Here is a 22,216-nt window from a genome sequence, read left to right as displayed (position 1 = left end):
TGATGGCCGTTGCGGCGCGCGAGAACCTCGTCTCGTTCAGCCGGCTGCCGCTGGCAATGGGGCTGCTCACCGGCAAATACACGCCGGCCATGCGGCTGCCCACCAACGATGTGCGCGGCGGGAATGCCGAATGGATGGTGTTTTTCAGGGATGGCGCCGCCAACCCGCACTATCTGTCAAGGCTCTCGGCAATCCGCGACCTGCTCACCTCGGGCGGACGCACGCTTGCGCAAGGCGCGCTCGGCTGGATACTCGCCAAGTCGGCAATCGCCCTGCCGGTTCCCGGCTTCACGCGGCCCGAGCAGGTCGCGGACAATCTCGGTGCGCTGGAGAAAGGGCCGCTGCCGGCAGCGGTGATGGCCGAGATCGACGCCGTGCTGAAAATTGCCGAGACTGCGTAGGGTGTGGTGAATCCGGAATTCGCATTGGCGATAATGCGACCAACTTCGATCTCTCTCCTGTCTGCCGATATCGCATTTTTCTTAGTCAAGCTTCCGTGGCGCAATTGAACACGGACGGAGCGGCGGACACGCTCGAGTTGAAGGTCCGCCGCTCCGGTTTTCAGATCAAAGAGTGATGCTGCAACGGGAGATGGGTAGCGAGCTGCGCTTGAGCTGCGCTGCCAACCGCGTCGCTGTCGAGAGAGAGCGACCCGGTTGAGCTGTCAAAGATGATGTGGTGGGAACCATCATCCGTGGCCGTACCAGCAGGGGAAGTATGCAATGAAAGCCCGCCCGACTTAAGCTCGGTAAGAGCGGCTTGATCGAGGTGGAGCTTGTCCTGAAGCTTGCTGAAGTCGAAGGCATCGTTGCCTCCGTGGCCAGACATGATCTCGGCGGCGGCGCCGTTTTTTGCCTGGGCGCCGACACTTTCATCGGGCTGGACGGTTTGCGCGAACCCGTGGCGGATCAGGCTGGTTGCCGTCTTGTCGGATGGATCGTTGGTCGGGAGAAGTTCCGAGCCGGCCGAAAGAGAATGGCTCAACGAGGCCAATATGCGGTCAACGTTGCTGCCCTCGCTTACCTTGTCGCCGGCATTATCGTGGGTGGTGTCAGTCGAACTGCCATCGCTGGCGAGGAGGTGAGAAAGCGCGGTCTTGTCATGACTGCCATCGCTGGTGGTGGCACCGGAGGCGGCGGTAGCAGTCGAACTGCCGTCGCTAGCGAGGAGGTGAGAAAGCGCGGTCTTGCTATGGCTGCCATCGCTGGTGATAGCGCCGGAGGCGGCGGTATCAGTCGAACTGCCGTCGCTGGCGAGGAGGGGCGACAGCGCGGTCTTGCCATGACTGCCATCGCTGGTGGTAGCGCCGGAGGCGGCGGTAGTAGTCGAACTGCCGTCGCTGGCGAGGAGGGGCGACAGCGCGGTCTTGCCATGACTGCCATCGCTGGCGGTAGCGCCGGAGGCGGCGGTAGTAATCGAACCGCCGTTGCCGGCGAGGAGATGCGAAAGCGTGGTCTTGCCATGATTGCTATCGCCGGTGGTGGCTTCGGAAGGGGCGGTGGCAGTCGAGGTGCTGCCGCCGGTGATGGTCTCGGCCGGGGCTGTGGCGGTCGAGGTGCCGCCGCTGGAGGTGGCTTCGGAAGGGGCGGTGGCGGTCGAGGTGCTGCCGCCGGTGGTGGCTTCGGAAGGAGCGGTGACAGTCGAGGTGCTATCGCCGGTGGTGGCCTCGGAAGGGACCGTCGCCGTAGAAATGGGATCGGTGGCCGCAGCTTCGGAAGGAGCAGTCCCGGCGGTGCTGAGATTGTGTTGCCGGAAAACGGCCTGCAGTTCCGGGGAGCTCTCAAGCGCGGTGTCGCCTCGCTGTGAACCCCAGGCGTACGCGTACTCGAAGGCGGGTGACGGAACCAGCTTGGCCCAGTGGTCCATCATGGTTTCCATCTGGGCGGCGGTGGGCACGACATATTTGCCACCCATGTCGGTGTTATAGTCGCCACCGCCAAACGTCTGGTAGCCTGGAATGATCTTGCTCGTCGGGATGCCCGATGCCTGAGCGGCAGCGACGAATTTGTCGATCATGTTATAGTCGACCGCGCCATCCGTGCGGACAGGATAGACATCCACGCCGTAGTAATCGATACCGGTATTGGCGGGATTGTACGTGTTCGAAAAATCCGGATTCGCGGACGTCCCCAAGCTCATCATCGTGATGTAGGTCTTGGCGTCCGGCACATTGGCGTGAATCCAGTCGGATTCTGCCTTCAGATTCGCGGCGGAGGCGTAGGTGCCCCATTGACCGGTGGGATCCGGCTCGTCGACCAGGAAGAATCCGAACAGCTTCGGATTGCCGATGAAAGGCGTGATCTTGTCGATAAAGGACGACGTCGCTCCGTCGGTTTCGTTGAGGTAGACCAAGCCCTTCATACCGTCCGGCAGCGCATTGAGTTGGTCAACAGATGAAACGTCGGCCAGATTGAATCCGGCTTGCGCAATTTCCGTGCCCGATCCACCTGACGTGTAATGCAGAGTTGTCATCCAATATTCCTTTTTCTGTTTCGACCGTGCCTACTTACAGACGGCGTATATTAGCGCCAAATCACATACCGACACCCTCTGACAGAAATATTGAGGTTTGAAGTAGGATTGAGCGTTTGAGGGGCGCTCCCTTCGAACTCGTTTCCGCAACGGTATCGACGACCAGCCAAGGATGGTTCTATTCGGGATAAGACTCGGCTGACTTGATCCGACCGTGTGGAGCTTGGCTCGAATGGCGCGGTCGAGAAGCCGTCCGACGCAGGACGGCCGGGAAATCTGAAAACCAGACCAAAAACAAAACCCGCCTAGCGGCGGGTCGTCAGTGCGAATCTGCACCGTAGCCAAATTACTAGCATAGCTGCCGGCACAAAGCAAGAACAAAATGTGACGCAATCGACGAAGCTGCCGATCTAGACGGCGCCTCTCCGAAATGCGAATGCGCCTCGCAGCCGGCATTGCCGCAACAGCGGTGCCGTGCAACATCGGCGGCTTGGAAGGAACCCCGGTGCTGTCTCGCCTGATCGCCGGCCTGCTGCTCGCCTGCGGATTGACCCACAGATCATGTATTCGCTTGCGCAGGCGTCGTGGGGCTACCCAGTTGCCTTTTCCGCGAGGCGACGGTTGGACTCAAACATCTTCTGCGGCATCCGCCGAAAGCTCCTGATCATGACGTTCGCGCGGAAGAGGTTGGCCGGATTGGCCGCGAGGCTGGTGCAAGGCGATATATCCCAGACACCAGGGCGCGGACGAGCGGCTTGCGTACCGGCGTCTCGATGAAGCGCCAGACGATAAAAGAGGCAAGGAGGACCCCGGCCAACACGACGAAGAATGCGGCGTTCTTGCCGACATGAGGCGCCAGCGCGTTAAGCGAAATGTAGCCGATATACTGGTGCAAAAGATACAGCGGATAAGTCAACCCTCCGAGCATCATGATAGCCTTGGATGGAGCAATCACGGAGCGGAGCAATATCGCACCAGCGAAGACTCCGTAGACCACCATGTTGGCGGTGAAGAGAGCAGGATACGAAATGGCTGCGCCAAAGTGCTCCTGCATCCAGTTATGAGAGAACATTGCGGTCTGGCAAGACACCAGGAACGCGACCGCAAGAAACAGGAACGCAGCCGGTGAACGGCCCCTTGCAACGATGTCTTCCGCGAGGATGCCGGCGGCAAACAAAGGCGCATAGTTTGTAATGAAGAGAATGCGTATCACCGGGTTCCCAAAGAAGAACTCGTTGGTTGCCGAAATTGCGAGCCAGATGGCCGCGATGGGTATTTTCCAGCGCTGAAAGGCGCCGGCAAAGATCAGCACTGCAACCCAGCCGTAGAACAGGATCTCGAGCATGATCGACCAGTAGACGCCATCCATGGACGGCCTGCCGAAGAGGCGGGCGAACATGGAAAGATTGGCTACATAGGTTGGAACATCGGTCGGAAAACGCTGATCTTTGGCGACGACGAGAACAACAAACGTCGCGGTCATGCAGACGAGGAATCCGGGATAAAGCCGGGCGAAGCGGGCGACCGCGAATTCCTGCCAGGTTCGACCTTCGGCCGACCACGCGATGACGAAACCGCTGATCAGGAAAAACAGATTGACGCCGAGATAGCCGTAGATGGCGTAAGGTGCTGCGGCAGGATATTCCACGTCGAGATTGCCCGCGATCGCGCCGCCAAAAAGATAGTGAAAGAGCACGACCGCGAGGGCTGCAGCCAGGCGCAGCAGGTCGAGTGATGCCATGCGCGCCGGAATGGCCTTGCCTGCCGGTTCCACAGCTACCTCCCGCAGCCGTTTCAGCTTTTGACAACCATCAGCGGCCTGATCCGCAATACCAGTGCTAACGCGAAGACTGCAAACCGGCGGCAGGCCAAGCCTTTACCTTCTCAAGTACGAACAGCTGCTCGCAGGACAGGAACCGCAGGACGCTAAAAGAGCGTACCAGCTTGAGCCCCGCCGCCGCGAAATCCTGTCGTGCAACGGTGAGATTGACGGGATGAGGCGCCGACATCCTTCCGGTGATCATCTTCCGCAGCCATAGCCGTATTCTCTGGAGGCGGGTGCCAACGCCGTAGGATACGATCAGGCGACGGCTGGCAACGCGCGCGAGCTCAATGATAATGTCGCGCCTGAGATGTGGCGGGATAAGGTGAATGAGGCGAAGGCAGACCACCGTATCAAAGCTTTCGTCGGCGAACGGCAGCTGCGTCACGTCACATCGGATGAATCCCCGAAATCCGGATTGACCTTCATAGGCTGATTTAGCCAAGGCCATCATTTCCATTGAAATGTCTGCAGCCAGCACCCGACAATTATGCTGGCCCAGCACGCCGGCCAGCTTCCCGGTTCCGCATGGGATATCGAGCACCTGAGATGGAGGCGGGCTGCACCTCTCCAGCGCCTTGGCGATGCAGCGTTGCTCCCGTCGCGCAATGACGTATGACGCAACGGTGGACAGCTTCAACCGGCCTGCATAGCCGTTCAGGTACCAGCTCGCAAAACTCGGATCTTGATATCTCTGTTTTGTCGGGAGCTCATAGGCCGCGACTGCCGCGACCTTGGCGTTGTAATTGGCAGGTATAGCCGTATTTGCCGCTGCCGTCTGATGTGGCTCGAGGTTCTCGCTCATATGCCTGCTTTCATACGATTTCTCCTGCAGATGAGATCGAAGATTTTTGTCCGACACGTTCATTGGATAGCCGACCAAGCTGCCCTATTGGCGATAGAGGGGATAAACGGCCAGTTGGCTGCGTCCATCACAGAGAAGGTTTCCAGAAGGCTGGGTGTCTCGCATCCCTCGAACGGATGAGACGTGCCGAACTCATGACTGCCGCGCCCTCGCGGAAGTGTGCTGGGGAATAGGGCTACTGCACACCCCTTTCAGAGACGGAACGGTAAACGGACGGTAGGCAATCCGGAAGGATAGTGACCGAAACGCACTCCTTCCGTTCACGATTTTGGCGTCCGTCGATATCCTAACGTGACCACACCGTCATTCATACGGATGGCGCGGATTCCTGGCTCGTCGGCTAGACATCCCAGGAAGAGATGAGCGTTCGCTTCAGCAAATGGACATGACGTCACTGCCAGTAGGCTTCCCTCAGTCTGGATTGAAAGATGATCTTGGAGCTATTTGGGCCGTCCGGTGCTGGTAAGACGACGTTAGCGTCCGAGCTGGTGCACGTTTTGCGAGCTCAGGGCTACTGTGTTGTTTTGCAGACCGGTGACCGCCGACATCCGGTTAGAAGGGCCGCCTTCAAACTGGTCTCCGGCTTGCATTCAAAGTGGATCGGACAGCGTTCTCTCGGTGCAGAAGTGCTTAAGATTCTTCCACCCAAGAATGAGTTGTGGGCGGCTCGCCTGAACTGGCATCTTGAAGCTCTTCTTCAAGCTTGGCGCGCGGCAATAGCGTCCAATGACACGATCTCAATTTTTGACCAGGGTATGGTGCAATTCGTATGTTCACTGGTTTTGTTCAGCGGCGTAACGGATCGTGAAAGGGTGTCGCGCGCGCTCGAGCTTCTACCCAAACCGGATCTGCTTGTCCGATTGCAGGCGCCAAGGGAAATTCTAGAGGTCCGTCTGAAGGAACGCCGGCGTAACCTCGGTATCATTCAGAAGTTCCTCGAAGTCGATCTGCAGAGCAGTCTTGATCATATTGACCACGTTAATCTCATTGGTGAACAACTTGGATCGTTTCCCGTGCCAACAACTTGCGTCGAAAGTTTAGATTCGAACGGGCTCACAGCCGCCACAGAAATGATAGCGCGTGGAGTAGTCGACAAGTTCGGCGCGACGCGGGCGAAATTTAAAAGAGTTGAAGCTTAGAGAGATGCGGTTTTGAAGCGTCGACAAAGAGATATCCAATAATATGGAAAATCGAATTATTGAAAAGGAACCGCGCGAGTTGACATGACATGCGCTTTTCTCGCTACCAGACTGCCTTGGCGTTGACGTTAGCTGCTGTCAGCGCGATATCCATAGTTATCCACGGGGCGGTGAGTGGAGAGGACGTCGCATCGACAAAGTTCGTCGCGCCGGTAGCCATGGACCTGCCGGATTACCTGCACGCCGCGAAGGATGCGGCATTTGGCACAACTTTCACCCGAATAACCAAACCCGGAATCCTCGGCGCCGGCATCGCATGCGGGAGCAAATATTGCAGCCACCGTTATTCGAGCGCCCAGGCCTGGAATGCGGATCAGAGCCTTCTTGTCATCAGCAACGGCTGCGGCGGCTTATGCTTCCTGGATGGGCGCACCTACGCCCCGCTTTTTCGCCGTGATCGATCGACCGAATGCGAATGGCATCCTCACGATCCAGACCTGATGATCTGCGTCGGTGGTCGGAAAATCTCGACCTGGGCGCCACGCACCAATCATGAGGAGGTCCTGTTTGTTTCGGCCGACAGTAGCAATCTCCAGTTCGGGCCATACAAAGGTAATCCAAGCCGTGATGGCAGCCGTATTGCCGTACGCGCGGTTCGCCGGGACGGCAAAGCGGTCGTCTTTGCCTACGATCTCAAACAGCGGCGGAAATTTCCGGAAATCGATCTCGCACAGCTTGTCGGGGCCAACGGCGCCTGCTCAATCTCGCCGCTGGGCGTCAACATCTTATGCATTCAGAACCTGAAAGACGACACTGAACAGACGTTCATCTTTTCTGTTGACGGCGTTCTGCGCCAGAAATGGACTGAGCATCATCGGCCTGGCCATGGCGACATGACCGTCGATGCCGACGGCAGCGAAATCTATGTGGGGATCAGTAAGTCCGATCCAGACATATACCAGGTGATCAAGCGAAGGCTGTCAGATGGGAAAGTCACCTCGCTCATGAGATATGGTGAAGCACAGCATGCATCGCTCAGGTCGCTGGACAGGCCCGGTTGGGTGTTCCTTACCTATTCGGGCAATCCGGACGAAGTATCGAAATATCCGGCTTGGGCGCCGTATGCGCGGGAAGTCATCGCGTTGCGCATCGACGGCAGCGGAGAGGTCCGGCGCATTGTGCAGACGAAGAACGTTCCATTCGACTACTGGAGTGAGACCCACGCCTCGCCGTCCCCGGACGGTTCACAGGTGATCTGGTCAAGCAATTGGGGAGTACCCGGCGGCCCGGTTTACGATTTCGTCGCCCGTATTGACTGGCCGGAAGGATCAGACACTGGCTCGAGAGCATTAGCCGCGAGCGGTCTTCAATAACGAAACGTTCCGGTCGCCTATGGCGATATCGCCGATCGTGCTTGCTCCATTCACGCTTTTAACGCCTCACGTTCAACTTCGCCGCCATACGGCTCCGTTCGATGTCGATTCATTCAAACGGACGACGACAGTGGCCAAGCCTGCACCTAGCGTGATTGTGCAGTTTGCAAGGCTTATGACACTTGCCGGAATCCTACGAATTACAGCGATGACGTCGGGTGACGGCTTGTATCGCCAAGGGCGCTCGCGCCGGAGCTCACTGTTGATGTCACGGCCGAGAAAGGAATAGCAGATGGATACGAATAAGCGAGCCGAAGAGAATGCCTCTTTCAACCCTGAGTTGTTAGAATGGTTGGTATGCCCAATGACCAAGGGCTCACTTGCCTGGGATTCGGATCGCGATGAACTCGTTTCGAAGAGCGCAGGACTTGCCTATCCGGTTCGCGACGGCATTCCAATCCTGCTAGCCTCGGAGGCACGGACGATCACCTCCCGCGTGGTCAAACTTCGCGCATCCAGACGATGATGGGAGCCGCGCTAAAGTAGGCGGCTTTCCGACGACAGCCAGCAATGACAGGAAAGTGTGCCGCGGAGCGCGAGCCGTTTGTCTGCGGACCACTCTGCGCTCGGCACCCGGGCAGTGCCGACCTCTTTGATGCAACGCGCGGCGACCTGAACCGGCTGGGTACGGCGGCCCGCTGCCGTGACAGGGTTTGCGTCATTTAAACAGACGAGGACAGTGGCAAGACCTGCCCCTACCGTGACCTGGGCGAGATGGGTAGCGAAACCAACACCATGAAAGCAAATTCAAGGGCCGGCCACTTCGCGCGATCGGGCTACAGCGAACGGTCAGGAGACGCAGGATGAATCCGCATCTGGTGTGTGTCGGAGGCGAGGATCATGCCCTGCGAATTCCGTTCTTGATGTCGCTGCGAGAGAAGGGATTCCGTGTTACTGCGGTGTCGAGCGGCGGTGAAGCCGCATTCCTGCGGCATGGCATTCCGCATCGCAGCTACGGCTTCGACCGATTTTCCAGCAGCAGCGGAGAATGGGCCGCCATCAGAACCATTCGAAAGCTGATGGCGGAACTCCGGCCGGATATTATCCAAAGCTTCGACACCAAGCCCAACCTGGTGACGCCACTTGCGGTGCGCGGAAGCGTTCCAGTCGTGCGCACTATCAACGGTCTGGGCTGGACGTTCTCGTCCCTGGAACCGCGCGCCCTTGCCCTGCGCCCAATCTTTTGCGGACTGCAATGGCTTTCGTCGTTATGGACGGCGGCTACGGTGTTCCAGAATCGGGACGATCAGGCATTCTTTGAACGCTACCGACTGATCGGACGCGGCAGCGGACGAGTGATCCGCAGTTCTGGAATCGACGTCGATGCGTTCGCCATGGCAAGGCATCTTGCCCCGTCGGCGATGAAAATGCGCGAAGAGCTTGGGCTCCAATCCGCCGAGATCGTAATTTTTGTCGGCCGGCTAACGCGCCAGAAAGGCATCCCGACACTCCTCAAGGCAGTCCCTCGCATCCTGTCGGAAAGGCCCAATGCCCGTTTCGTGCTTGTCGGCCCATTGGAATCCGAGGGCCCATTTGCAGTGGACAAGGCTGAGATCGATCGACATGTGCCGCATGTCATCGCCTTGGGTCCACGACGCGACGTTCCTGCCCTTCTTGGCATGGCCGATCTGTTCGCCTTTCCAACACAATACCGAGAAGGGATTCCGCGCGTCCTGCTGGAGGCAGGGCTCGCGGGATTGCCTATCGTCGCCTCGATGATGCCTGGTTGCAATGAGGTGGTCGAGGACGGATGGAACGGCCATCTCGTCCCCCCGCACGATGCGAACGGCCTTGCCTCTCGAATTATAGAGGTCCTGTCCGACCGCCGGAAAGGACGGACCATGGGCGCTCGCTCTGTCGAGCTCGTCCGGACGCAGTTCTCGCTGCCCTGGGTGGTCGAGCAATATTGCGATCTCTACGACAATGTCCTTAGTGCCAAATCCCAGGGCGGCTTCGCTCGACCGGCATCGCCGGTGTTGCTTGAAGAGCCTGCTGCAAACCGCGGATCGGGTGGAGCGCGCCGATGATCCGGGACGCGATCCTGGCCTGCGGCGTGGCCATGTCGTATGCGGCGCAGCTCTCAGTTCCGGGCTTGCCCTACGGCTATGGCGAATTGTTTCTCGCGCTTTGGATCATGCTGTCGATCGGGCGGGTGCTCGCCGGCGGTCACTTGGTAGTCAGGCCCGCCCTGATCCGTGTTGCGGGCTTCTGGCTGATCATCACGCTCGCTCTGGGTATTGGCACCATCGTTGGCTACCTGACCACGGTACTGTATCTGTCGGTGGTGATGCACGATGTGGTAGCCTACCTGCTGCTGATCTGCGTCACCTGCCTGGCCGCCGCGGAGCCCGACGCGGATCGCCGTCTGCGCAGTGCTGCCTGGTGGGTGGTCGCTATTGCGAATGCATGCTTTATTGTTCAGCTGGCACTTGGATGGGGTTGGATCCACCAATCCGGCGTCGATCCCTGGTACTGGGATCGCTTCCGAGGCTGGTCCGAGAACCCCAACCAGCTCGCGCTCTATTGCGCACTCCTTGGTCCGCTCGCCTTGCATCTTGCGACGACTACAAGCAAGCCGTGGGCGAGGTTGGCCGGGCTTAGCAGCCTTATCCTGACCATCTATGTCGGAAGGCTGACGAAGAGTGATACCTATCTTTACACGACGGTCCTGGTCGGCCTGATATTTCTTGGGCTGCGGGTTCGGACATGGCTCGCAGCCGGTGACGGCAAGGTCAGCCTGTCCCGGCAAGTTACCCTCCTGCTGATGATTGGCTTCCTTCCGTTGGCCATGTCGATGACGCCTTACATCGTCACGGAGGTGGGCAGCATCGAACAGTTCGCCTTGAGTCTTACCAAGGACAAGGGCGGCGAAGCGACCGCCGAAACCGCTGCGCTTCGAATCCATCTCTGGGGAGATGCATTGGGCAAGGGTCTAACGTCAGGATCCCTGGGCCTTGGTCCTGGCCCGCATCTGGAGCGCCCGCCCATTTCCTACAGCCAATTTCTGCCCCGGCCTTTCGAGGCTCACAACACGATTCTCGATCTGTACACTCAAGGTGGTTTGGTTGCGGTCCTGGCCCTGGCCTGGATTGTCGGCGCGGCGGCTTTATGCGCATGGCGTGCGAAGCTCGATGCCCTGTTCGTGCTGGTGGTGTCGATCGTCATCTTCGGAATGCCACATCTGATCATCCGCCATCCAATCGTGTGGTTTGCGCTTACCATTTGCCTTGTTGCCGGAACGCCGCGAACGATTTCGGCAACCTCTAGCGACCTGAGGTGATGGCATGTGTGGGATTACCGGAATTCTCCTTGCACCCGATGCCGCCAACATCAAGCCGCTCAGGGCAATTGGCCAGATGACGACGGCCCTTCGTCATCGTGGGCCTGATGGCGAAGGCTTCTGGATCAATCGCGAAGCCGGCATTGCCTTCGGCCACCGACGTTTGGCTATAGTCGACCTATCGGAAGCAGGACGCCAGCCGATGCATTCGGCAAGTGGCCGATATGCCATTACCTTCAACGGCGAGATCTACAATTTCCGCGATCTGCGCCGCGAGCTTGAAGACGCTGGCCATCGGTTCCGTGGCGCCAGCGATACCGAAGTGATGCTGTGCGCAATCGAGAGCTGGGGTCTCGACACCGCACTCACGCGCTTCGCTGGCATGTTCGCATTTGGATTGTGGGATCTAAAGACCAGGACCCTCCATCTCGCCCGCGACCGAATGGGCAAGAAGCCGCTCTATGTTGCTGCAACGCGCGATGCGCTCGTTTTTGCCTCCGAGTTGAAGGCAATCCATCGTTTTCCAGGTTTCTGTCAGGAGCTCGATCTCGACGCGGCCGCGACAATGCTTTCGAAAGGATGGGTACCGGGAAACTGTTGCATCTGGCGAGGCGTGTTCAAGCTACCTCCGGGCTCGGTCCTGTCTGTGACGGCGGCGGATTTTGCCGAGGCGCGCAGCGCCGCATCCCTTTCGCAACGCGCCCGACACTGGTGGTCGCTGTCTGAAATCGCCGCGAACGGTCGACAGAATCCAATCGCCGGTACCGACGAAGAACTGACCGATGGACTCGACGATCTGCTTCGACTTGCCGTCCGGGAACGCATGATAGCCGATGTGCCGCTGGGTGCCTTTCTGTCTGGTGGCCTCGACAGCTCCACGGTTGTGGCGCTGATGCAGGCCCAATCGCCAAAACCGGTGCGCACATTCACGATCGCTTTCGGAGAAGGCGGGTTTGATGAGGCTCCCCACGCGGCGGAGGTCGCGCGGCACCTGGGCACCGATCATACTGAACTCCACCTTTCAGCAGCCGCTGCGCGTGAAGTCATTCCGGAACTGCCGCGGATCTGGGATGAGCCGTTCGCCGATGAATCGCAGATACCGACTTTGCTCGTGGCGCGGCTCGCTCGCCAGCACGTTACGGTGGCGCTATCAGGCGACGGTGGCGATGAATGCTTCGCCGGTTACGCTCGTCATTTCATGGCTGCGCGGTTGAAACGACAGCATGCGCTGCCGTCGCCGCTGCGTCACGCGCTTGCTGCAGGGGTCGGATTGCTGGCCCGTGCAGCGCGTCACGATTTCGTCGGCAAGCTGCCGCTTTCGGCGAGTGGACGGCACGCGCTGCGGAGCGACCGGCTGCATCGCCTCGCTCGGCTGCTCGCTGCGTCAGATGAGGACGAATTGCATCGACGGCTGACCGGAGCATCGACCGGGAGCCTCGCACTCCACACGCCGCCCACATCAATTCAAGGGTCCCCCCGGCTTGATGGCCTGCTGTCCCGTCTCTTGTACGACGACATGGCCGGTTACCTGCCCGACGATATATTGGTGAAGTTGGACCGCGCCAGCATGGCCAATAGCCTCGAAGGCCGGTGCCCGCTTCTCGACCATCGGGTTGTCGAATTCGCCTGGCGGCTGCCGGCACATGCGAAGGTCCGCAATGGCAAAGGCAAGTGGCTTCTTCGTCAGCTGCTTAGCCGCTATGTTCCGCAACGGCTGATCGACCGGCCGAAGCAGGGTTTCGATGTTCCCATAGCAGTCTGGCTGAGCGGCCCGTTGCGCATCTGGGCCAGCGATCTAGTCGCCGATATACGCCTCTCCGGAGATGGGATCTTCGACTTTGCGAAGGTCGAAACCTGCTGGCGCGACCATCTTGACGGAAGACAGGATCATTCTCGCGATTTGTGGCCCGCGTTGATGTTCCAGGCCTGGCGCAACGAGGCCGGGCGGTCCGCCGGGCCGGCAACGGGCATGTCCACAGCGCTCGAACTGACAGGAGTATGAGATGGAAGGTTCCATAGTCAGCCGAATTCACCTTCCGCGCGCCACTGAAATGCACGTGCCGACGCGCGAGATCAATCCGCGCATGAGGCCATTCCTGCGCGAACAGGTCGACGCGCAGACCCCCTTCCATCAACTCCTCATTACCATCGCGAGGAGAAAATGGTTCCTGCTTGCAATGGTGATTTTGGGCGGAGTGTTGGCTGGGCTTGCGGGTTTTGTGCGTCCTGTCCTGTTCGAGGCGACCGCACAGGTGATTGTCGATGCTCCTGGCAGGAACGCGGCTCCCGGAGGTGCGGATTCTGCTCAGGAGATGCTGGATGCGAGCATTGATGACCACTTAACCATGCTCTCTTCGCAGGGGCATCTGCGTCGCCTGGTGGCAGCCCTACGCGAGACAAAGATCGGCAACATTGCTGAGCAAGGTGATGTCGGAAATTCCCGCGCCGCCCCGGTAGGCGGCAACCTGCAGAACATACGCACCTTCGCAGCTGGTCTGCTAGAAAGGATTTGGCCGCAGGGCAGGCCGGAGGCGGCCGATGCAGCCGAACTCAAGGCATTGCGGAAGGGCATGAGGGTTGGACAGGAACTGAGATCAAGGGTGATCACCGTCGGCTTCACCGACGACGATCCGGCGCGAGCCGCCCTGGTGGCCAATACGTTCGTCCAAGTATACATCGACGATCTCGCACAGAAGCGCAGGGCGTCAGACAGGCTGGAACTCGCCTCGATCGTCGCCAGCCTGCCGGTCGTACAAAGCGACCTGGCGAAAGCGACCGACCGCCTGGAAAAGTATCGACTGAGCCATGGCGCGGTCGATCAAGGTGCGGCGGATAACGCTGCCAAGGAGACAGCCGAACTTAGTCAGCAGATATCCTTGTCGAAAGCGGATCTCTCAGCGACGGAATCTCACCTTCAGCACATCGAGGCTTTGCGAGAGGAAGGAGCATCGGTCGCGGCGCTCGCCGAAGCGATCGGGTCTCCGGTATTGGCCGACATGGCGGCCCGCCAAGCCAACGACAATGCGGATGCGGGCCTTAGCACTGCGATCAACGGCGAGATCGAACAAGGCACTGCTCGCATTGCGGCGGAGGGGAACATCTACCGTGCCCAGATCGCTGCTCTGGAGGGCCGTAAGAATGTGCTCGATGCGGTGGTGGCCGACACAGCCGGCCGGCTTTCCGGCTTGCGTGCGCTCGAGCCGCAGGTCAGCATCCTGACGCAGCGATACAACCAGCTTCTCACCCAACAACAGGATCTGGTGCAGCGCATCGCAACTCCCTTGCCCGGGGTCTCGATCCTTTCAGCGGCATGGCCGCCAACGAATCCAAAAACCCTGCCGCCCATCTTTCTTATTCCGCCCGGCATGATCGTGTTTGGCCTCATTGGCGGGGTCTTCGTCTTGGTCCGCAGCCGTCTCAATCAGACCTTGCGCGGCGGGGCCGAAGCTGAAGCCGCGCTCAGGGTTCCGTGCCTGGGGCTGATACCGGAAGCGCCCACAATACACGCGAAACGACTACAGCAGCTGGTTCTCGGCCAGCAAAACTGCAGCTACAGCCGAGCCGTCACTTCTCTCCTTGTCACCGTGGCTCTCAACAAAGCGAGAGGCCGTGCGTCGCACGTCATCCTCGTCACGTCCAGCGTCCGGCATGATGGCAAGACCGAGCTCGCATGGAGCCTCGCCTTGGCAGCTACCCGACTTGGGGGACGAGTGCTTTTTCTCGATCTTGATGGCACGGGCGCCCGCCTCACGAACGAGTTTCTGAACGAATTCGGTGCGTTCAAGCCGCATAAATCCTTTGGAGACTATATGAGCGACCGTTGTCCGCTGCACGACGCGGTCACGGGAATGCCTGAAATTGGAATCGACTTCATGGCACTCGCACCATCAGAGGATCTGCTGCCGCAACTGTCCATGATCGACGGGTCCCTGGTCACAGATGAGCTGCGCTCGATGTACAGCATCGTCATCATAAATGGACCGCTGGGACTTGGAGGACCTGAGGCCAGGCTACTGACGGGCTGGGCTGACGCAGTTCTTTTCGCTGTTCGCTGGGCCAGGACGCGTCGCAGCATCGCGCGTGGTGTTCTGCAGTTGCTGACGGAGGACGAGACGGCTCAGGTCCCCGTAGGCAGCGTTCTCACGCAGGTCAATCTTAGGAAACACGCCGGCTACCGGTTTGGGGACAGCGCGGATCTCTTGCTCGAGAGAACATCATGAATGTCACATGCGGGATTCCGCGTAACGACCGCCACGGCATTCGACCTGTCGAGCGGAAGATAATATCGACGATCTCGCAGTCCGGAGCAGGGTCCGCGGCCAAAGGCGATCAAGGCGAAGAAATGCGCGACGCCGGCGCAAAAGACATCGACGATTTCAGCGATCCGAAGCTCGCCCGCTTCCCTGCGGCCTCCGTTGCTCCAACGAATATGGTTTTGCCGCACAAGGAGGACACGGGCCGGGGTCTCGGCTATGCCAGCATCTTCGCTCTTTTGGTCTATATCGGGGGTGCGGGCTTGACCAGCTTGGCGCAGTTATTGATTGCGCGCATCGTTGGCTCCACCAGCTATGGCATTTACTCCTATGTTCTGGCCTGGACCTCGGTGCTTGCCTATCTTGCAACGCTTGGTTTCCATGTATCCTTGTTGCGTTTCGTCTCCGCCTACAGTGCCAAAGGGCGGCTTGACCTGGTACACGGCGTAATCAGGTTTGCTCTGCAGAGGTCGCTGGCGGCGGCGACACTATTCGGCATCGTTGGCGCCGCCTTGATCTTTTTCTTTTCAGATCCTTCTCACAAGGAGCTTCAAATCAGCCAGCTGCTAGGCATGGCAGCAGTGCCTTTGGTCACCGCCTACGCTTTGGGCGCAACACTTGTTCGTGCTTTCGGCGGCGGTGTCTCGGCCCTCCTGCCGGAACGCATAGTGCGCGACGGCCTCTTGTTGACGTTGCTGGGAATGGCGGGCTTATCCGGATCATGGACCCCCAACGCACCCTTGGTGATGCAGGCGGTGCTGGCAAGTTCAGCCATCACGGTCGGCCTGGTGTTCGTCATGGCGACAAAATTTCAGCCGCCTGGCTTGCGGCAGGTTCAGCCAGGCGACGAGTCGCGGGAATGGTGGTCCGCGGTTCCGCCAATGATGCTCATGGCTGGGCTCGATGTTTTCATCAGCCGGGCCGGAGTCATGGTGCTGGGCTGGACGCATCACATTCGCGAAGCAGGCATTTTCGCATTGGGATTGAACGTCGCCTTGCTTGTGAGCCTTTCCCTGGTTGCCGTCTCTACGATGTTTGCGCCGACAGCGGCTGCCCTTCATGCCCGAGGCGATCGGATGGCTCTGCAGCAGCTGTTTTCACGGGCCGCCCTACTTTCCTCTGGTGGGGCTCTAACGATGGCCATCCCGATGCTTGCGATTATTGAACCTCTGTTGAGCTGGTTCGGCGGGGATTTCAGTACCGCGGCACCCGTCGCGCGGATACTCATTCTCGGATATGTCTTTGTCGCGCTGTGCGGACCCCAGATGCTCCTCTTGATGATGACCGGAAACGAATGGGCGGCAGCCGCAACCATGATCGTCGGCGCTGCGGCCAGTATCATAGGCTGTGCCACAGGAATTGCGCTCTACGGCGCGCCGGGCGCCGCAGTGGGCCTCGCGCTTGCGTTGGCGATTTGGAATGTGGCGATGTCGATCTACATCAGCAAACGGCTGAAAATTATCCCTGGGCTGATCTTTGCGCTAACATCGTTCAGAACGCACGCAGTCGAAGGCCAGCGGCGACATTGGTTCCTGCGCTGATTTGAGACCGTCGCGCCCCGATACGCGACGGCATCAGCGTTCAGGAATTTCGAGTCCAGGGTTGTGTCGGATAGAGGCTGGCGAGTGCGGCTTTGTGGCCGACGCGTTACACGCCGAGTGGCAGATCATCGCCCGACAGGGCCCGCGGCCTACACGGTGGCCTCATTCACCAACGTCTGTTGCCGTACGCTGGCCGCGGCATCCGTTCCATGAAAGTCCCGGTACCATTCGACAAAGCGTCGCACTCCGTCCTCTAGCGGTGTTGCCGGGGCGAAGCCGACGGCCTGGCGAAGATCGCTGACGTCGGCGCGCGTCTCCAGAACGTCGCCAGGCGGCAACGGCACATCCACGCGAACTGCCCGGCTGCCAAGAGCGGTCTCGATGATCGAAATCAGCCGGTTGATCTCCTCGGGCCGGTCGTTGCCGATATTGTAGACGCGATACGGCGCGGAACTTGTGGCAGGGTCGGCGGTGCAAGGGTCCCAATTCGGATCCGGCTGCGGCGGTGTAGCAAGTGCTCGAACCACGCCCTCAGCGATATCGTCGATATAGGTGAAATCTCGCCACACGCGGCCGGCATTGGCTACTTCAATTGGTTTGCTCTCGACGATCGCGCGCGTGAACAAGTAGACGGCCATGTCGGGCCTGCCCCAAGGGCCATAAACGGTGAAGAAGCGCAGTCCGGTCACGGGCAGGCCGAACAAATGGCTGTATGAATGCGCCATGAATTCATTCGAACGCTTGGTGGCGGCGTAGAAGCTGACGGGATGATCGGCGCCGTGATTTTCGGAAAACGGTATGGTTCGATTCAAGCCGTAGACGGAGCTCGAAGAGGCGTAGACGAGATGACCGACGCCATGATGCCGGCAGCCCTCAAGGACGTTGAGAAACGCCACTATATTCGATTGCACATAGGCGTGCGGGTCAACAAGTGAATGACGCACGCCGGCCTGAGCCGCGAGATGGACGAGGTGTGAGGGGCGAACGTTTGAAAACAGCAACTGAACGCGCGCGGCATCCGCCAGATCCATTCGTACCGGCGTGAACTTCGCCTCGCTACAGAGGCGTGCAAACCGCGCTTCCTTGAGCCGCAGATCGTAATAGGGCGTGAAATTGTCGACGCCCACGACTTTGACACCAAGACGCAAAAGCCGTGAGGCCACGTGAAAACCAATGAAGCCTGCGGCGCCGGTGACGACGATCGGTCCTGTCCGTGCAAGTTTCTTCACCGCGCGGTCCGAACGGGATCGAGCGATTTCCATCTTCTCCGCTGCGGCAAGGACAGAATCGCTGCATAGATCGTTGTCCACTTGTCGCCTTTCGAAATCCGTTCGACAGTACCGAATAGCCGGTCCGGGATTGCGGCTTCCGATATTTACGCTGGCGCATCGAACCTAGTGGAGTGCGCAATGCGGTGCACGACCTGCCAAGTCATGACACGCCAACTTGCGTAGTTTGAATCCCGGGCGGATGCCGACGTCCGGCGATTGGATCTAAGTGGCCGGCCTTACGGCAGGACCGAAATACGCCCAAGAAGGGCCACCAGTTCCGCCTGGCGTTTTGTTTCGGTCTTGGCGAACAGCGAGGCAAGCTGGGAACGGATCGTGGTGCGGCTGAGACGCCAGCTGCGAGCGATCTCCAAAGGTGCGTCGCCCTGGGCCAAGCGCAAGGCGAGGTGCGTTTCTGCGCTCGTCAAGCCAAACATTCTTTGCAGCGTCCGAGGATTTGGCCCCGACCTGTTGTCGCGATCCAGCAGCGCCACAATGCTCGTTCCGTCGGGAGCGATAACGCCGTTCTCGTTCAGTATCACCGGTCGGTCGCCCCTGCTGCGGATCACCACCCAAGACAACGAGCCCGGCAGGAATTGGCCCGGAACATTCGCGATCAGCCGCCTTAGGGCGGCCGTAAGTCCGCTCGCCGTGTCGGCCGCTTCGCCCTGGCGCTCAAGCGTGGTTTGGGCGGCTGCGTTCCACTCGACTACTTTTCTTTCGCGATTCAGCACGAGATAGCCACAGCCAATGCGATCAAGCACGCCGGTTATGGATTCCAGACTGCGGCCTTTTGGTTCGGCGAACCTTGCGTCCAATGGATCCGATGCGCGATCGGGAAGGTGACCAGAAGAGGGCCGCGTATTCCGCGCTTCAAAATCATACTTGGTCCTCGTAACAATGTACCGATTGCTCGAAGAAGCATCGACCTGTCTATCGATCAGATTCATTTTCTACCCCTAACCCAAAGTTTCACACGCCCGAAATAAGTATTCGGGATTCATGTAGTCTTCTATGTGTAGCTGGATTCTAGTCTTCTATGCGCTGACGGATAATACGTTCATCACCACCTTGAAAACTTAATATGATCCGACAGTTCTAAGGCAGCTCTTAGGCCCCGCTGCGTCCGATAAAATGCGCGCTATGATAGCGGTATGGCAATCCGGCAGTGGTACTAAGCTGTACGTTTTTTGCTCTAGTCTCGACGGGCTAGTCAGAAGGTTGTAGTCTGTGTCCATGAGCTCGCAGTCGCGCAGGTCGAATTCGAACCCGTCGGGCAGATTGCTAACTCATATTGCCTCTGCATCGGTGTTAGCTGCCACACTGATATTTGAAATAAAATCGTCAGCCTTTATTGGGCAAGGCGCCAGTTTTCTGGAATTTATTCCGGCTATTATTATTATCGCCTATCTCGAAGACCGCGTACCGGCGCTCGGTGCGACCATTCTGATGGTGGCTGTCGGGCTGTGGGCACGAGGACACGATCAGATTTCAAGTGGAGATTGGGCGCGCGCAATCCTGCTTCTGGTTTCGGGTGGCGTGATTGCCATGACCTTCCATCGTCTGCGGCAGGACTTGCGTGAGTTGCTGGAAGTCGCGGAGGCCAGGCTCGCTGCCGTCGAGGCGACCGAAAGCCGCTATCGTTGGGCCTTCGAACGTGCTGCCATGGGATTCGCGAACACCAACAAGAAAGGTGAGTTGCTGCAGTCCAACAGACGCCTTTGTGAGATGACCGGGTACAAGGAGGAGGAGCTTGCCCAATTGCAGCTCGATACGCTCGCCCATCCGAACGACCGGGATACCTTGGCGCAATTGCTGGCGAGGCTGGGCAATGACATTTCTTCGTTCGTTTCGGAGGTGCGTCTGTCACGAAAGGACGGTACGGCATTCTGGGCCAGGCTAACGCTTTCTTCGTCCGTGCCCGAGGGTGGCCTCTCGGAGAGCATCTTCGTGGTGGTCGACGATATTTCGGAACGACGCGCTGTTCACGAAGCGCTTCGGGCCCAGAAGGAATGGCTGGACCTCGCTCTGTCTGCTGGACGCTTGGCCACGTGGCGCATAGACCTTAAAGACGGGATAGTCACGGGCTCGGACACGTTCTGGGACATTCTCGGCCTGGCCCAGGCCAATAGCCGCAGTTTGGAGGAACTGTCAGCTGTCGTTCATCCGGCGGACTGGCCAAAGCTGGCGGCATCGAGAAAGGCCGCACCATCGGTCACGAATTACGATGTTGAGATACGCGTCCGCCGATCGGACGGACATATCCGCTGGGTTGCGCTGCGCGGAAGGGAGGAAAGACATGATGATGGTGGACAGCGGCTTGGAGTGGCTGCCGACCTGAGCGAGAGACGACAAACCACGCTGCTGCGCGCCGCGGCAAAGAAGCGGGAGCGCATCATGCTCGAACAGCGTCACAGATTCGGCAACGTTTTCGCGGTGATCACGGCGCTCGTGAAAATGGTCGATGTTCCCGGAAACAACGTCGCCAAATACAAGGAAATGCTGATCGACCGGATACGCGCGCTCGAGGCAACCCATCTGCTTCTTTCACGCAACGGCAGCGTATCGGGGGCGATAAACGATCTCGTTGCGCAAGAATTGCACCCATATATTGGAACACGTGCGATATCGGTCAGCGGTCCTTCCGTGGCGATGTCGGGAGGCGCCGCCGAGAGTTTTGCAATGATCGTTCACGAGCTTGCCACCAATTCCATGAAATATGGAGCGCTTGCCGATCCAAAAGGCCGGATCGACGTAAGCTGGACGTTCGCACCTGAAGAAACAGGCAGTGATATCGTGTTCGAGTGGGTGGAATCGGGGCGGCGTAGGACCTCAAGCGTAGTCCGTCATGGCTTCGGTTCCATGATAATCGGAGTGGATGGAGCGCCGCTTGTCGGTCACTCTCCCAGGCTGGAAATATCGGACCAAGGGTTGCGGTATTCGCTGCGGCTGTCACGCAAGGAAATCGGATTTTAGTGCAGTGCTCCAATCGGAAAGCAGATATCTAAAGGCGGGTCGCGCTGAGCGGCCTTTGAGATGCGCAGGGTTCCTTCCAAGAATGTCGTCGGCCCAAAGCTGCGCCGCGGCTTTGGGATATGCAGTAAAATGCATGAGGAGTCTTGGGACGCCGTTTGCACGTCCAAAAGGACGCGCGGCGCTCTAGCTGGCATGTCTCGAAAGCCAAGTCTTCAGCATAACGGCAGCCTCGGTCCGATTGCGTACCCCCAATTCACGCAGAACCGCAGCAGCGTGGATTTTCGTGGTCGCCTCTGCGATTTCCAGATCGCGCGCAATTTCCTTGTTTGAATAGCCTTCCGCCATCAGCTTGAGGACTTCCTTTTGCCTCGAAGTCAGCCTGCCAAGGTTGACGCCAGCGGTACGCCTCTGTGGGCCTTTGTCGTCGGAATGGGTATGCGCGTGGGTTGTTTGCGTCGCTCCCGGGCGTGACAGAAGTGCAGGAACATAGATGCGGCCGGAGAGGATTTCATTGACGGCCAAAACAACCTCTTCGTCCGTCTGCGATTTTACGATGTAGCCGTGAAGCCCGATCGACAGAGCCGTGAGTATTTCCGAGCGTGAATCGTTTCCGGAAACGATCGCAAATCGCGTGTCCGGATAGGCAGACAGGATCCCGCCGAGCACTTCTTGATTGAACAGGCCCGGCATATTCAGATCCAGGATCGCAAGATCCACGAACGACTGCTCTGCCAGCAAACTGAGCACCGCGTCGAAACAGGACGCTTCAAAGATCTCCACACCTGGAATGCCTGCGGTCAGTGCCAATCGCAAGCCGCGACGATACAAGCCGTGATCGTCGGCGATGACGATTCGATACATTGAACTACCCCAACGCCAATCTGAATGGATTGAACGGTAATGGCCTGAAAGTCGTGGCCATCCACTCGTCGATTCATCCAGCCGACGCTGCGGCACCCCCAACACCGCAAACGCCAGATTTCTAATATAATCTTAAATGACGGGAAACGCTCCTCTTTTTTTGCCCCTTGTGAGCGAAACCCGCCGAACGTCGTCGAACATACGTTCTGACCTTTTGGACAGCTGACAGACCGGCCGGCCGTTCAGCAGTGCTATAGGTCTAAAGATATAGAACAGCAAAACGGCTGAATTGTTACCATTCGAATG

Annotated in this window: 16 protein-coding genes; 10 read left to right on the top strand and 6 right to left on the bottom strand. The window is 58.8% G+C overall.

The genetic code is table 11. From position 1 onward, the window contains the following. Positions 1–401 (top strand): aldo/keto reductase (locus NKJ23_RS06850; protein WP_352679341.1); only part of this gene is annotated, 401 nt, incomplete at its 5' end. A gap of 160 nt (positions 402–561) precedes the next feature. Here NKJ23_RS06850 and NKJ23_RS06845 read toward each other — a convergent pair. From NKJ23_RS06845 to NKJ23_RS06835, 3 genes are all read right to left on the bottom strand, one after another. Then, positions 562–2,472, bottom strand: coding sequence for a calcium-binding protein (locus NKJ23_RS06845; protein WP_352679338.1), 1,911 nt, complete (start codon positions 2,470–2,472; stop codon positions 562–564). Positions 2,473–3,136: 664 nt separating this feature from the next. Continuing rightward, the gene (locus tag NKJ23_RS06840; protein WP_352455315.1) at positions 3,137–4,246 is read right to left on the bottom strand and encodes an acyltransferase family protein; all 1,110 of its coding nucleotides are present in this window, start codon (positions 4,244–4,246) and stop codon (positions 3,137–3,139) included. A 64-nt stretch (positions 4,247–4,310) separates the two neighbouring features. Next, entirely contained in the window at positions 4,311–5,162 is an 852-nt protein-coding gene (locus NKJ23_RS06835) for a class I SAM-dependent methyltransferase (RefSeq protein ID WP_352679335.1), read from the bottom strand. Positions 5,163–5,587: 425 nt separating this feature from the next. Here NKJ23_RS06835 and NKJ23_RS06830 point away from each other — a divergent pair, with 425 nt between their 5' ends. From NKJ23_RS06830 to NKJ23_RS06795, 8 genes are all read left to right on the top strand, one after another. Next, positions 5,588–6,298 carry an AAA family ATPase gene (locus NKJ23_RS06830; RefSeq protein WP_352679332.1) on the top strand — a complete coding sequence of 237 codons (711 nt, stop codon included), beginning with the start codon at positions 5,588–5,590 and terminating at the stop codon, positions 6,296–6,298. A gap of 89 nt (positions 6,299–6,387) precedes the next feature. After that, positions 6,388–7,671: a hypothetical protein gene (locus tag NKJ23_RS06825; RefSeq protein WP_352679329.1), complete on the top strand. Its 1,284-nt coding sequence runs from the start codon at positions 6,388–6,390 to the stop codon at positions 7,669–7,671. 292 nt (positions 7,672–7,963) lie between these two features. Then, positions 7,964–8,197 (top strand): Trm112 family protein, encoded by a 234-nt coding sequence (locus NKJ23_RS06820; RefSeq protein ID WP_352679326.1) that lies wholly within the window; start codon positions 7,964–7,966, stop codon positions 8,195–8,197. A 337-nt stretch (positions 8,198–8,534) separates the two neighbouring features. After that, positions 8,535–9,758, top strand: coding sequence for a glycosyltransferase family 4 protein (locus NKJ23_RS06815; RefSeq protein WP_023675610.1), 1,224 nt, complete (start codon positions 8,535–8,537; stop codon positions 9,756–9,758). Then, positions 9,755–11,011 carry an O-antigen ligase family protein gene (locus NKJ23_RS06810; protein WP_352679323.1) on the top strand — a complete coding sequence of 419 codons (1,257 nt, stop codon included), beginning with the start codon at positions 9,755–9,757 and terminating at the stop codon, positions 11,009–11,011. Before NKJ23_RS06815 ends, NKJ23_RS06810 begins: the two co-directional genes overlap by 4 nt. Positions 11,012–11,015: 4 nt before the next feature. Then, on the top strand, positions 11,016–13,013 hold the full coding sequence (gene asnB, locus NKJ23_RS06805; protein WP_352679320.1) for an asparagine synthase (glutamine-hydrolyzing): 1,998 nt from the start codon (positions 11,016–11,018) through the stop codon (positions 13,011–13,013). Between the two features lies 1 nt (position 13,014). Then, positions 13,015–15,231 carry a GumC family protein gene (locus tag NKJ23_RS06800; protein WP_352576392.1) on the top strand — a complete coding sequence of 739 codons (2,217 nt, stop codon included), beginning with the start codon at positions 13,015–13,017 and terminating at the stop codon, positions 15,229–15,231. Further along, entirely contained in the window at positions 15,228–16,805 is a 1,578-nt protein-coding gene (locus NKJ23_RS06795; protein ID WP_352576394.1) for a lipopolysaccharide biosynthesis protein, read from the top strand. The genes NKJ23_RS06800 and NKJ23_RS06795 overlap by 4 nt, the downstream gene beginning before the upstream one ends. A 149-nt stretch (positions 16,806–16,954) precedes the next feature. On the opposite strand, the gene NKJ23_RS06790 is transcribed toward NKJ23_RS06795, so the two are convergent. Together NKJ23_RS06790 and NKJ23_RS06785 are read right to left on the bottom strand one after the other, a co-directional pair. Next, the gene (locus NKJ23_RS06790) at positions 16,955–18,067 is read right to left on the bottom strand and encodes an NAD-dependent epimerase (protein ID WP_352576395.1); all 1,113 of its coding nucleotides are present in this window, start codon (positions 18,065–18,067) and stop codon (positions 16,955–16,957) included. A gap of 245 nt (positions 18,068–18,312) precedes the next feature. Further along, on the bottom strand, positions 18,313–19,023 hold the full coding sequence (locus NKJ23_RS06785) for a helix-turn-helix transcriptional regulator (protein ID WP_023675616.1): 711 nt from the start codon (positions 19,021–19,023) through the stop codon (positions 18,313–18,315). Positions 19,024–19,309: 286 nt separating this feature from the next. On the opposite strand from NKJ23_RS06785, the gene NKJ23_RS06780 reads away from it, so the two are divergent. Beyond that, positions 19,310–21,049: a sensor histidine kinase gene (locus NKJ23_RS06780; RefSeq protein WP_352679315.1), complete on the top strand. Its 1,740-nt coding sequence runs from the start codon at positions 19,310–19,312 to the stop codon at positions 21,047–21,049. Positions 21,050–21,232: 183 nt separating this feature from the next. Here NKJ23_RS06780 and NKJ23_RS06775 read toward each other — a convergent pair whose 3' ends face one another. Continuing rightward, positions 21,233–21,910 (bottom strand): LuxR C-terminal-related transcriptional regulator, encoded by a 678-nt coding sequence (locus NKJ23_RS06775; RefSeq protein WP_023675618.1) that lies wholly within the window; start codon positions 21,908–21,910, stop codon positions 21,233–21,235. Positions 21,911–22,216: the final 306 nt, after the last annotated feature.

The organism is Mesorhizobium sp. M0184, from assembly GCF_040322215.1.
Classification (GTDB): domain Bacteria; phylum Pseudomonadota; class Alphaproteobacteria; order Rhizobiales; family Rhizobiaceae; genus Mesorhizobium.
Note: the sequence above shows the minus strand (reverse complement) of the source record. Positions and strands in the feature narration are given on the sequence as shown.